The following is a 12,511-nucleotide window of genomic DNA, read 5'->3' as shown; positions in this document are numbered from 1 at the left end:
ACATCCCATGCTGCTTCGCGCCGCGCTTCTTGCCTGCCTGCTGCCCGCCGCCGCCCTGGCCGAGACGCATGAGGTCAGGATGCTCAACCGCAATGCCACCGGCCCGATGCCCTTCGAGCCGGACTACCTGGTGGTCCAACCCGGCGACACGGTCCGGTTCATCGCCGCCGATCCCGGCCACAATGCCGCCACCATCGCCGGGATGATCCCCGAGGGCGGCGAGAAATTCGTCGGCAAGATCGACGAGGAAATCGAGGTCACGCTGGACGCCGAGGGCATCTGGGGCGTCAAATGCTCGCCGCATTTCACCATGGGCATGGTGATGCTGATCCAGGTCGGCGACAGGCCCGCGACCGAGGCCGACCTGCCCGACGACCTGCCCTCCGCCGCGCGCCAGAGGATGCTGGAAATCCTTGAACGCCGAAAAGCGGACTGAGCCGGGGCCGCGTCGCATTGCAGCTCAGGAGGGCGGCGCGGGCCTGCCCCCTCCCGCGGACTGCGCATCGGCGCGGGACTGGGAAAACCGATCTGCCTGGGCACCCGGCGCGGCGGGAATGGGGGGCGAAACAGGGCACGGGAAGCGCGCGCTGCGGGCAGGCGGGACGCTCGCGGGCTTTGCAGCCGGGGGCGATCCTCGTCGCAGGCGCGGGGTTCTTCAGGGCCAGCCCGCACGCATCGACCAGCCGGCCGGCCGGCAGTCCAAGATGCGGGCCGGGGCCACACTTTACGACATGAGCGGACTCGGCGCATTCAAGGCGCTGGACGCCCCGATCCGGCGCAGCCTGCTGCCCGCGCAAGGCTGATCATCGGGCGAGACGGTTCCGCCGATGATCAGCGGGGCGCAAGCGCCCACCGTCCCGCCGGTCCGTTCGCGCATCAGGCGACGGCCCTATTGCGCCGCCTGGGCCAACGGCCATTCCTTGGCGACCATGGTCAGCACGTCGTATTGCGCCACGACCTCGCCCTTCTGGTTCGTCACCTGGCAATCCCAGCGCACTTCGCCATGGCCGGCATTCTCGCGCGGGTTGATCTCCTTGCAGGTCAGCCGCACCTGCAGCGTGTCGCCGAAATAGACCGGGGTCAGGAAGCGCAGGTTGTCCACGCCGTAATTGGCCAGGACCGGGCCGGGATTCGGCTCGACGAACAACCCCGCCGCAAAGCTGGCGATCAGATAGCCATGCGCCACGCGGTCGTCGAAGAACGGATTCGCCTTGGCCGCCGCCTCGTCCATATGGGCATAGAAGGTGTCGCCGGTGAAATGGGCGAAATGCTCGACATCCTCGCGGGTGACGGTGCGGCTCGCCGTGACCAGCTGGTCGCCGATGTGCAGCTCGGCCAGCGACTTGCGGAAGGGATGCACACCCTGCTGCACGTCGGCGCCCTCGATCCAGCGCCCGGTGACGGCGGAGAGCAGCCGAGGCGCGCCCTGGACGGCGGTGCGCTGCATGTAATGCTTGACGCCGCGAATGCCGCCCATCTCCTCGCCGCCCCCCGCGCGCCCCGGCCCACCATGGACCAGCGGCGCGAGCGGCGAGCCATGCCCGGTCGAGGATTTGGCCGAGGCGCGGTTGCCGATCAGCACCCGGCCGTGCCAGGGCGCCGCACCCAGCACCGCCTGCTCGGCGACCTTGGGATCGTCGGTAAAGACCGATGTGACCAGCGAACCGCGGCCCAGCCGCGCCAGCGCCACCGCCTCGTCCAGGTCGTCATAGGGCATGACCGTCGAGACGGGACCGAAAGCCTCGACCTCATGCACCGCCGCCGCCTCGAAGGGCTTCGCCGCATACATCAGCACCGGATTGAGGAAGGCGCCCTTGGCGGCATCGCCCGAGGTCACGCGCACCGCGTCGGGATCGCCCGCCACGATCTCGGCCGCCGCCTGCAGGTCGCGGATGCGCTCGCGCACCTCCTCGCGCTGGTCGAGGCTGGCCAATGGCCCCATGCGCACCCCCTCGTCGCCCGGCAGGCCCAGCGGCGTCTTGCCCAGCCGCTCGTCCAGCGCGGCGACCAGGGCGTCGACCTGGGCGCGGGGCGCGATGACGCGGCGGATCGCGGTGCATTTCTGCCCGGCCTTGACCGTCATCTCGCGCGCGACCTCGCGCACGAACAGGTCGAATTCCGGCGTGCCCGCCACCGCGTCCGGACCCAGGATCGAGGCGTTCAGGCTGTCCGCCTCCATGGTGAAGCGCACGGAATTGGCGACGATCGCCGGATGGGTCTTGAGCTTGCGCCCGGTCCAGGCCGAGCCGGTGAAGGTCACGGCATCCTGTTCGGTCACATGGTCCAGCAGATCCCCGACCGAGCCGCAGATCAGTTGCAGCGCGCCTTCCGGCAGGATGCCGGTCTCGACGATGCGGCGCACCATCAGCTCGGTCAGATAGGCGGTCTGGCTGGCGGGCTTGACCAGGCAGGGCATCCCGGCCAGCAGCGTCGGCGCGATCTTTTCCAACATGCCCCAGATCGGGAAGTTGAAGGCGTTGATATGCACCGCCACGCCATGCAGCGGCGTCAGGATATGCTGGGCACTGAAGCTGCCGTCCCTGGACAGCGGCTCGACATCGCCATCGGTCAGCACGCGGGTATTGGGCAATTCGCGCCGGCCCTTGGAGGCATAGGTCAGCATGGTGCCGATGCCGCCCTCGATATCCACCCAGCCGTCGGCGCGGGTGGCGCCGGTATGCAGGCTTTCGGCGTAGAACTCCTCTTTCTGCGCCATCAGCGCCAGGCCCAGGGCCTTGAGCATGCCGGCGCGTTCGTGAAACGACATGGCGCGCAGCTTCGGCCCGGCCACCTCGCGGCCATGGGCCAGCGCGGCGGCGAAGTCGATGCCGGTCGAATCGATCACGGCCACCGGCTCGCCGGTGGCGGCGTCCAGCAGGGCCTGGCCCGGCTTGTCGCCGGGGGTCCAGCGCCCGCAGACATAGCTTTCAAGACGGCGCGGAGTGGTCATGGGCGTTTCCTCGGTCAATCTTCGTTTTGGTCAGGCGGCAAGGCCGCGCCTGTCGGGGCACGGCCGCAAGCACCGATTCAGAGGCCAAGCGCGGCCAGATGTTCCGACACCAGCGCCTCCCAGCGGGCCAGCAGCGCCTCGTTCGGACTGTGGCGCAGGCCGAAGCGCGCCAGCGTGTCATAGCGCGCCGAATGGGCCACGCCGAAGCCGGCCGCGACGCGCGGCTGCCAATAGGCGACGGCAGCGCGGGCTTCCTCGCGCCCGGTCTCGGTCTGGGCGATCTGCTCCAGCCCCTCAAGACCCAGCTCGGCATGGCGCGCCTCGCGCGGGGCGATCTCGCGGAACACCTCGGCCAGCGGACCGTAGGAGACGCGGGTCAGTTCGGTCATCTGCACCCCGGTCGCCAGCCCTTGCAGCACGTTCATCACCACCGCATCGGTCCAGCCGGCGATGGGATAATGGAACACCGACAGCCGCATGTCGCCCGGCCGGCGCGCGGTGCCCAGATCGGCATCGCGCTCGACCCGCGCCGCCCAGTCATGGCTGGTCTGATAGCGCGCGGCATCGGTGCCGAACTCGGCCATCACCCGCAGCACGCGCTCGGCATGGTCGGCCTTTTCCAGCGTGATGCGGCTGGCGGCGATGCGCTCCTTGATGCCGGGGGCCAGGTTGATCGCATCGGCAAAGCCGGCCGAGGCGGCCAGCTCGCTGTCGACAAAGGACGACATCAGCCGCAAAAGCTCGCCGCGATAGCGGGCGGGCGCGTTGCCGGGCGCGGTCAGCACCCCGCCCTGCGCCAGGTAGTCCTCGATATTCATGGTATCGGACATGGGTTCCCCTCCTGCGCCCGGATCATTCGTCATAGGTGACGACCACGCGGTCGCTGATCGGATAGGCCTGGCAGGACAGCACATAGCCGGCACGGACCTCGTAATCCTCCAGCGCGTGGTTCACCGCCATCTCGACCTCGCCCTCCAGCACCTTGCAGCGGCAGGTCGAGCAGACGCCCGCCTTGCAGGAATAGGGCGCGTCCATGCTGTTGGCGAGCACGGCTTCCAGGATCGTCTCGCCCTCGCGCGGCATCTGGAAGCTGCGGGTGGCGCCGTCCAGCGTCACGGTGGCCGCGACCCCCTCGCCGGCACCAGCGGCCTGGGCCGAGACGGGCCGGGCCTTGGCGCGGCCGGGCTGGCTGGAGGCGAACAGCTCGAACTTGATCTGCTCGTCGCGCAGCCCGTGGTCGCGCAAGGACGCCGCGACGGTCAGCATCATCGGTTCCGGGCCGCAGATGAAGGCGGTGTCCACGGCCTCGGCATCCAGCCAATGCTGGAACAGCGCCGCCATCTTGGCCTCGTCGATGCGGCCGGTGAACAGGTCGATCTCCTGCCCCTCCTGCTCCAGCACATGGATGACCGAGAAGCGGCCGAGATAGAGGTTCTTCAGATCCTCCAGCTCCTCGCGGAACATGATGGTGTTGATCTGGCGGTTGGCATAGACCAGCGTGAACTGCGCGCGCGGCTCGCGCGCCAGCACGGTCTTGATGATCGACAGGACCGGCGTGATGCCCGAGCCGGCGGCAAAGCCCAGATACTGCTTTTCCGCCTCGGGCTCGATCGGGGTGAAGAACTTGCCCATCGGCGGCATCGCCTCGATCTCGTCGCCCGGCGCCAGGTTCTCGTTGGCCCAGGTGCTGAAGGCGCCGCCATCGACGCGCTTGATGCCGACGCGCAGGGTGCCCTCGTCCTTGCCGGCGCAGATCGAATAGGAGCGGCGCAGCTCCTCGCCGTCGAAATCGCGGCGGAAGGTCAGGTATTGGCCCTGGGTGAAGTCGAACAGCGCGCGGTCCTCGTCGCGGGGCGCCAGGGTGACGACCACCGCGTCGCGCGTCTCGCGGCGCACGTCGATGACCTTCAGCGGGTGGAAGCGTGCCATGGGGGTATCCTTCCTGAAGCGGGTCGCCTTCTTACAGGCATTTGAAATAGTCGAAGGGTTCCAGACAGTCCTTGCAGCGATAATTCGCCTTGCAGGGGGTCGAGCCGAACTGGCTGATCTTTTCGGTATTGGTCGAGCCGCAGCGCGGGCAGGCGATGGTCAGGTTCGCGCCGCTCATGCGGGCGATGCGCCCGGCCAGCACCCCGTCTGCCGCCGTACCGTCCACGGGCGGCGCGATGCCATAGGCGCGCAGCTTTTCCCGGCCCTCCGGCGTGATCCAGTCGGTGGTCCAGGGCGGCGACATCTGGCGCTCCAGCCGCAGCTTGTCGATGCCGTAGCCGCGCAGCGCGGTCTCGATATCCAGGTTGATGATGCTGGTCGCGGGACAGCCGGAATAGGTCGGCGTGACCCGGACGACCAGCGTATCGCCCTGCCATTCGACGCCGCGGATGATGCCCAGGTCGGTCAGGCTGATCACCGGGATCTCCGGGTCGGGCACCTCGGACAGCCAGCCCCAGACCTGCTCGACGCTGGGATGGGTCGCAGCGGCCATGGCGCCTTACCAGCTGGCGCCGGGATAGGCGCGTTGCAGGAACTGCATCTCGGCCAGGATGTAGCCCAGATGTTCCGTGTGGATGCCCTGCTTGCCGCCCTTATGCGCGAAATCGCTTTCGGGGATCTGCAAGGTCGCCTCGCCCAGCACATGGCGCAGCGAGGCGTCCCAGCCGGCGCGCAGGCTGGCCGGATCGGGGGCAATGCCGCGCGCGGCCATCTGCGCATCCTTGTCGTCGCCCAGGAACATCTCTCCGGTATAGGGCCAGAGCGCGTCCAGCGCCTGCTGCATCCGGCGGTGGCTTTCCTCGGTCCCGTCGCCCAGCCGCACCACCAGGTCGGACGAGCGTTCCAGGTGATAGGCGACCTCCTTGCCGGCCTTGGCCGCGATCTCGGCCACGCGCGGGTCCAACGAGGCCGCCAGCCCCTTCAGCAATTCATGGTGCCAGGCGTCGAACAGGAACTGCCGCATCAGCGTATGGCCGAAATCGCCGTTCGGACGCTCGCAGATCAGCAGGTTGCGGAAATCCCAGGCGTCGCGCAGATAGGCCAGGTCGTCGGCCGAGCGGCCCTGCCCCTCGACCTCGCCGGCAAGCCCCAGCCACAGCTGGGTCTGGCCGATCAGGTCCAGCGCCACGTTGGCCAGCGCGATGTCCTCCTCCAGCGCCGGCGAATGGCCGCACCATTCCGAGACGCGATGGCCCAGGATCAGCGTCGAGTCACCAAGGCGCAGCAGGGTTTCGAACAGCGCCTCCTGGCCCTCGTCGGGCTGGGGCACGGCGGGATGGGCCGGATGGGCCTCGGCCTCGCGCCGGGCCAGTTCCGCCACCTGGGGCGTGTTCATGTCGGGCAGCGACGGCATCACATATGCCCCACTTCTTCGGGAATGTCGAAAAAGGTCGGGTGGCGATAGACCTTGGCGTTCGAGGGCTCAAAGAGCGGCCCCTTGTCCGAGGGGCTCGACGCGGTGATCTGCGCCGAGGGCACGACCCAGATCGACACGCCCTCGTTGCGGCGGGTATAGACGTCGCGGGCATTCATGATCGCCATTTCGGCGTCGGGCGCGTGCAGGCTGCCGACATGGCGGTGGTTCAGCCCGTGCTGGCCCCGGATGAAGACCTCCCAGAGCGGCCATTCCTTGGACATGGTTCTCTCCCTAAACTTGGTTCTGCGACTGGCGCGTGTTCCTGGCGATGACGGGTTATTCGGCGGCCTGCGCCCGGCGGGCGGCGGCCTTCTCGGCATGGGCCATCAGCCCCTCGCGGAACCAGGCGCCGTCCTCCCAGGCCTTGACGCGGGCGCCCAGCCGGTCCTTGTTGCAGGGCCCGTTGCCGGCGATCACGTCGAAGAATTCCGACCAATCCGGCTCGCTGAAATCGTAGCCGCCCTTTTCCTCGTTCCATTTCAGGTCCGGGTCGGGGACGGTCAGGCCCAGGTATTCCGCCTGCGGCACGGTCTGGTCAACGAATTTCTGCCGCAGCTCGTCATTGGTGTTGATCTTGATCTTCCAGGCCATCGACTGCGCCGAATGCACCGAATCCTTGTCCGAAGGCCCGAACATCATCAGCGCCGGATACCAGAAGCGGTTCAGCGCGTCCTGCGCCATGCGCTTCTGCGCCGGCGTGCCCTGGGCCAGCTTCATCATCACCGCATAGCCCTGGCGCTGGTGGAAGCTTTCCTCCTTGCAGATGCGGATCATGGCGCGGGAATAGGGACCATAGCTGGTGCGCTGCAGCGGCACCTGGTTCATGATCGCCGCGCCGTCGACCAGCCAGCCCACCGCGCCCATGTCCGCCCAGGTCAGCGTCGGATAGTTGAAGATCGAGGAATATTTCATCTTGCCGGCATGCAAGAGCTCCATCAGCTCGTCGCGCGAGACGCCCAGCGTCTCGGCCGCCGAATAGAGATAGAGCCCGTGCCCGGCCTCGTCCTGCACCTTGGCCAAGAGGATCGCCTTGCGCTCCAGCGTGGGGGCACGGGTGATCCAGTTGCCCTCGGGCAGCTGGCCGACGATCTCGCTATGGGCGTGCTGGCCGATCTGGCGGATCAGCGTCTTGCGATAGCCCTCGGGCATCCATTCCTTGGGCTCGATCTTCTCGCCGCGGTCGATGCGCTCCTGGAAGGCGATCTCCTGGGGAGTCATCTCCTCTCGGGCCTTCATCCCTTCGGATTTCACAAGCTGGGCATACATGGCAAACTTCTCCCTGGGTCAAACGCGTTCGAGGATCAGCGCGATGCCCTGCCCCACGCCGATGCACATGGTGCAAAGCGCATAGCGCCCGCCGGTGCGATGCAGCTGATACATCGCCGTCGTCACAAGCCGGGCCCCCGACATGCCAAGCGGGTGGCCAAGCGCGATGGCACCGCCGTTCGGATTCACATGGGCGGCATCGTCGGGCAGGCCAAGGTCGCGCAAGGTCGCCAGCGCCTGGCTGGCGAAGGCCTCGTTCAATTCTATCACATCCATCTGCTCGATGGTCAGTCCCGCGCGCGCCAGCACCTTTTTCGCCGCCGGCGCCGGGCCGATGCCCATGATCCGGGGCTCGACGCCGGCCGCGGCCATGGCAACGATACGTGCCTTGGGCGTCAGGCCGTGGCGCTTCGCGGCCTCGCCCGACAGGATCGCCAGCGCCGCGGCGCCGTCGTTGACGCCCGAGGCATTGCCGGCCGTCACCGTCAGGTCAGGGCCGTTCACGCCCTTCAGCTTGGCCAGCACCTCGGCCGTGGTGCCGGGGCGCGGATGCTCGTCGGTGTCGAAGACCACCGGCTCGCCCTTTTTCTGCGGTATGGTGACGGGCACGATCTCGTCGGCAAAGACGCCGGCCTTCTGCGCCGCTTCCCACCGGGCCTGGCTGCGGGCGGCAAAGGCGTCCTGGTCGGCGCGGCTGACGGCGAAATCGGCGGCGACGTTGTCGGCGGTCTGCGGCATCGAATCGATGCCGTATCGCGCCTTCATCGCCGGGTTGACGAAGCGCCAGCCGATGGTGGTGTCATAGACCGCATTGGCGCGGGAAAAGGCGCTTTCCGCCTTGGACATCACGAAGGGCGCGCGGGTCATGCTTTCGACGCCGCCGGCGATGACGAAATCGCAATCGCCCGCCTTGATCGCCCGCGCCGCCATGCCGACCGCATCCATGCCCGAGCCGCAAAGCCGGTTCACCGTGGTCCCCGGCACGCCGATGGGCATGCCCGCCAGCAGCACCGCCATGCGGCCCACGTTGCGGTTGTCCTCGCCCGCCTGGTTGGCGCAGCCATAGATCAGGTCATCGACCGCCGCCCAGTCCACGCCGGGGTTGCGCTCCATCAGCGCCTTCAGCGGCACCGCGGCCAGGTCGTCCGCCCGGACCAAGGCCAGCGCCCCGCCATAGCGGCCGATCGGCGTGCGCACCGCGTCACAGATGAAGGCGTCCTGCATGCTCTCTCCCCCTTTTTGGCAACGGCCGATGATTCTCCAATTCACCGACCGGTTGGTCAACTTATACAATCCAAAACATCACAAAGAAAGAAAAATTTGGTCAGTCGTGTGATGTTTTGGGGCGCAAAAAATAATCCGTTCTTCTCAACTTGTTGTGCGGGACAGGTCGGCCAGCCTCGCCTCGCTTTCCGCGGTCTTTTCCGGCAGGAGGCCGTCGCTGCCTTCGAATTGCGCCCCGATCCAGCGTTCCGCCGCCGGGGAAAGCTGGCGATAGAGGCGGCGGAACAGCGCCCGCGCCTCGTGCCCTTTCCAGTCCGGCGGCAGGGCGGGCTGCGGCAGGCGGGGGTCGCGCAGCAGCACGCCGCGATAGTCATGCACCAAGAGCAGCCGCGCGATCAGCGCCATCTCGTCCGACAGCGCCGCGCCCGCCTCGGCCAGCGGCGCAAAGCGCGCCAGCATGTCGAGATAACGCTGATGCAGCACCGAGAGATCCCAGAACTGCCCGATCCGGCCCAGTTCGGGCGGGTCCGGGGCACGAAAGGCCAGCGCGCCTTCCGGCAGCGGCTGGCCGCGGTCGGGCCGGATGAAGACCGCGCCGCCCATATGGCCCATGCGCTGGTGGCGGGCCTCGTCCTCGGTCAGGTCCGGGGCGTGCAGGATCTGCCAGCCCTGCGCCGGCACCTCGGCCTTGTAGAGCAACCCCGCCGCCTGGTCGAACTCCCGCTGGGCCGAGGCGTCCAGCCGGTAGTAGCTGCGCCGCCCCAGCCGCTCGCCGCGCAGCCGGTGGGCGGCGACCAGGCGCGAGACGGCGGTGCGCACCAGCGATTCGCTGATGCCGACCCGCTCGCAGACCTCGATCAGCGTGCCGGTCCACAAGACGCCGCCGCGCGGCACCACCACGTCGCCATAGACGGTGACGATGAAGGCGGCCGAACGCAGCGCCATCCCCTGCAATATCCCGTCGATCAGCCCGCGCTCGGCCATTCCGCCCTGCCGCATGTTTCCCCGCCATCCGCCGCCGCTGCCATAGAAGCCGGGAAAGCGGTCATGCGCAATGCGGCTTGCCCCAGCATCGGGCGCGGAGGCCGGCCACCCGTCGCGATGGCCGGCCGGGCCTTACCGCGGGACGGCGATGGTCTCGCGCGACACGGCGGCCGCTTCGACCTCATCGCGGGTCAGCGCCTGCGGGCGGCAGTCGAAGCCCTCGTAAAGCGCCAACTGGTCCTCGTAATGCGGGGAAGCCTCGCCCGAGGGGCCGATGAAGCCGCTCTGGCCCGGCGGGGTCACGGCGCAGAACTCGGCCTTGCCGTCGCGGAAGGTGATCCGGTTGTTCTCGGTGCCGCGGTTCATCGCGGTGCCGATGGCGCGGACCTCGTCCTCGCCGGCCTGCGGGATGCCCAGGTAGTTGCTGGTCTCGAACACGTGCTGCTTGATCTCGATGCGCCAGTTGGCCGGCTCCTGGCTGCCGAACCTGTCGGCCAGCCGCGCGGCCGCCTTGTCGAGCGAGGCCAGGATGATCTCGTTGCGGCCGGCCGCGTCGGCGCCGTTGAAGAAATCATGGGTCTGCGGCACCCCGGCCCGCTCGCCCAGCAGCGCGTTGTGCAGCATCTGCGCGGCGCGCGAGATGCGGTTGTAAAGGATCGCCGGCGGGATCGCCGGGCTGTCGTCGCGCAGCACGTCCTCGACCATCACGTCCAGCCAGGCCTGGAACAGCCCCACCGCCGGGCTGGTGGCGCGGCCGTCCTCGGCCCGGATCTGCTGCCCGTCCCAGTTGCGCAGGATCTCGACCAGTTCGGCGCGCTGGCTTTGCGGGTCGATGCCCTCGGCCGCATCGAGGATGAAGGGCAGGAAATAGCGCGCGTTGATGTCGAGAAAGCTGATCTCGCGGTTGATGTCCCAGATCTCTTCGGGGGTCAGCTTGTCCTTGGCGTCGAGCCGCGCGGTGATCTCGACCACACGGTCGGCGCTGCCCCAGGGCGTGGCCTCGAAATTCGCGGCGTCCCCCTTGGCCGAGCGGTTGTTCCAGTTCGCGATCCAGCCCTGGCCGGGGTTATAGGCCTTGGGCGCATCGGCAAAGGGCCGCACGCCCTGCCAGTCGTCCTTGCCCGGCCGGGCCGGAAGCCGCTGGTCATGGCCTTCGGCGCGGACGGGGACATGGCCGGGCGAGACATAGCCGATATTGCCGTCCCGGTCGGCGTAATACCAGTTGATCGTGGTCGCGACCTTTTCCGCCTGGTCCAGCCATTCCTAGTAATTCTGCGCCTTGGTCGAGTTCACCCAGGCCATGAGGGTCGAGATCTCGTGCCCCTTCCAGGCGCGGTTGAAGGCATAGGCGGTCGCCGTTTCGGGATCGATCTGGCCGACCACGCCGTAATCGCTTTCCCAGACCGTGGTCTCGACCTCGGGCTGGCCCTTGACGCGGAAGGTCTCGCGGCGGGCCGTCATCTCCTTCCAGCTGTCGTGGGCGCGGTATTGCCGCGGATTCTCGGGGTTCAGCTCCAGCCGGTAATAGTCGTTCACGTCGCGCGGCCCGGCGGTGGCGCCCCAGGCGATGGTGCCGTTGGTGCCGAACAGGACGTTGGGCACGGCAAAGGGCGTGTTGCCGGTCAGGTCGAACCCCGCGCCGTGCAGCCCGATGCTGAAGACATAGGACGGGTTGAAATTGCCGAATTGCGGGCCGTTGATCAGGATGGTGCTGCCGTCGGTGGTCTTTTGCGGCCCGGCGATCCACAGGTTGCTGGCACGCGGGCGCTCATCATCGCCGGGCAGCGCGCCGGCGTGCAGCAATTCGGCAAAGCGGCTGGCGGAAGGCGGGGTCAGCCCGGCCTTGCGCTGGTATTGCTCGCCCTCGGGCACGGTGGTCGGGGCCAGCGGATCTTCGTCCCAGAACATCTGGTCGAAAACTGCGCGCGCCTGTTCGGCGCCGAATTGCGCCTCCAGCTCGGCCAGCGTCCTGGCATTGGCCAATTCGGAACTGTAGCCCGAAAAGCGGCCGGCCATGGTCCCGACATAGATCATCGCCACGTCGAACTCGGTCCAGCGGCGGGGCTTGAAGCCGAAATCGTTGAACTGCCTGGGCATCAGCTCGGCCGGTTCGGCCAGAACCCGGTCCACCCACAGGTTGAAGCCCGCCGCGTAGCCGCGCAGGATGTCGCGCTCCTCCGGCGCCAGCGCCTCGATCTGGCGGCGGATCTCGGCATGGTCGAACATGGCCCGGGTCTGGATGTCGAAGGGCAGCCGCTCGATGCCCAGCACCTCGGCCACCTCGCCCAGGACCGAGCGCCGCGCCATCTCCATCTGGAACAGCCGGTCCTGCGCCACGCTGTAGCCGAAGCCCGCGTAAAGCCCATGCACGTCGTCGGCATAGACATGCGGCACGCCCCAGTCGTCGCGGATGATCTCGACCTGGGTGTCGGCCAGGGCCGGACAGGCCAGAAGGGCAGAAAGGCCGGCCGACAGCAGCAGGCGGCCAAACGAAGACCTGAACATGGTATTCTCCTCCGGGTGCAAGCGCCTCCTCCGGCGCGTGGCAAGGCTTATCGTTAACCGTTCGGTCGGTCAATTAATTAGGGATGCCCGCTCAGCCGGCCGGCAGGGGATCGGGCCGTTCACGCGATTGTCAGCGCCGGCCGCCGCAGGCTGGCCGATCATGGTGGGGCGGCCGC

The 12,511-nt window shown here is 68.1% G+C and carries 10 protein-coding genes and 2 pseudogenes; 1 reads left to right on the top strand and 11 read right to left on the bottom strand.

Annotated features, from left to right (window positions below):
• Positions 1-7 precede the first annotated feature (7 nt).
• The gene (locus ACNKFW_RS21650) at positions 8-436 is read left to right on the top strand and encodes a pseudoazurin (protein WP_333484279.1); all 429 of its coding nucleotides are present in this window, start codon (positions 8-10) and stop codon (positions 434-436) included.
• Positions 437-629: 193 nt separating this feature from the next.
• On the opposite strand, the pseudogene ACNKFW_RS21645 reads toward ACNKFW_RS21650, so the two are convergent.
• From ACNKFW_RS21645 to ACNKFW_RS21595, 11 genes and pseudogenes are all read right to left on the bottom strand, one after another.
• A pseudogene (locus ACNKFW_RS21645) lies at positions 630-797 on the bottom strand (hypothetical protein); the annotation flags it as partial.
• A 92-nt stretch (positions 798-889) separates the two neighbouring features.
• A complete protein-coding gene (gene paaZ, locus ACNKFW_RS21640) occupies positions 890-2,950 on the bottom strand; it encodes a phenylacetic acid degradation bifunctional protein PaaZ (protein ID WP_333484277.1) in 2,061 nt (686 codons plus the stop codon).
• A 77-nt stretch (positions 2,951-3,027) separates the two neighbouring features.
• The gene (locus tag ACNKFW_RS21635; RefSeq protein WP_024843402.1) at positions 3,028-3,780 is read right to left on the bottom strand and encodes a Phenylacetic acid catabolic protein; all 753 of its coding nucleotides are present in this window, start codon (positions 3,778-3,780) and stop codon (positions 3,028-3,030) included.
• A gap of 22 nt (positions 3,781-3,802) precedes the next feature.
• Positions 3,803-4,879 carry a 1,2-phenylacetyl-CoA epoxidase subunit PaaE gene (paaE, locus tag ACNKFW_RS21630; protein WP_418025627.1) on the bottom strand — a complete coding sequence of 359 codons (1,077 nt, stop codon included), beginning with the start codon at positions 4,877-4,879 and terminating at the stop codon, positions 3,803-3,805.
• Between the two features lie 31 nt (positions 4,880-4,910).
• Positions 4,911-5,432: a 1,2-phenylacetyl-CoA epoxidase subunit PaaD gene (paaD, locus tag ACNKFW_RS21625; protein WP_333484275.1), complete on the bottom strand. Its 522-nt coding sequence runs from the start codon at positions 5,430-5,432 to the stop codon at positions 4,911-4,913.
• A gap of 6 nt (positions 5,433-5,438) precedes the next feature.
• The gene (paaC, locus tag ACNKFW_RS21620) at positions 5,439-6,293 is read right to left on the bottom strand and encodes a 1,2-phenylacetyl-CoA epoxidase subunit PaaC (RefSeq protein ID WP_333484274.1); all 855 of its coding nucleotides are present in this window, start codon (positions 6,291-6,293) and stop codon (positions 5,439-5,441) included.
• On the bottom strand, positions 6,293-6,577 hold the full coding sequence (gene paaB / locus ACNKFW_RS21615; RefSeq protein WP_024843406.1) for a 1,2-phenylacetyl-CoA epoxidase subunit PaaB: 285 nt from the start codon (positions 6,575-6,577) through the stop codon (positions 6,293-6,295). Before paaB ends, paaC begins: the two co-directional genes overlap by 1 nt.
• A 55-nt stretch (positions 6,578-6,632) precedes the next feature.
• Entirely contained in the window at positions 6,633-7,622 is a 990-nt protein-coding gene (paaA, locus tag ACNKFW_RS21610; RefSeq protein WP_024843407.1) for a 1,2-phenylacetyl-CoA epoxidase subunit PaaA, read from the bottom strand.
• Between the two features lie 18 nt (positions 7,623-7,640).
• Complete coding sequence (gene pcaF / locus ACNKFW_RS21605; protein ID WP_114669131.1) at positions 7,641-8,846, bottom strand: 3-oxoadipyl-CoA thiolase; 1,206 nt, start codon at positions 8,844-8,846, stop codon at positions 7,641-7,643.
• Positions 8,847-8,990: 144 nt separating this feature from the next.
• The gene (locus ACNKFW_RS21600) at positions 8,991-9,845 is read right to left on the bottom strand and encodes a PaaX family transcriptional regulator C-terminal domain-containing protein (protein WP_418025624.1); all 855 of its coding nucleotides are present in this window, start codon (positions 9,843-9,845) and stop codon (positions 8,991-8,993) included.
• 117 nt (positions 9,846-9,962) lie between these two features.
• Positions 9,963-12,335, bottom strand: a pseudogene (locus ACNKFW_RS21595) (penicillin G acylase).
• Positions 12,336-12,511 lie beyond the last annotated feature (176 nt).

Origin of the sequence: Paracoccus sp. TD-10 (assembly GCF_048270675.1) — a bacterium.
GTDB classification, from domain to species: Bacteria; Pseudomonadota; Alphaproteobacteria; order Rhodobacterales; family Rhodobacteraceae; genus Paracoccus; species Paracoccus pantotrophus.
This window is presented reverse-complemented; position numbering and strand designations above follow the sequence as displayed.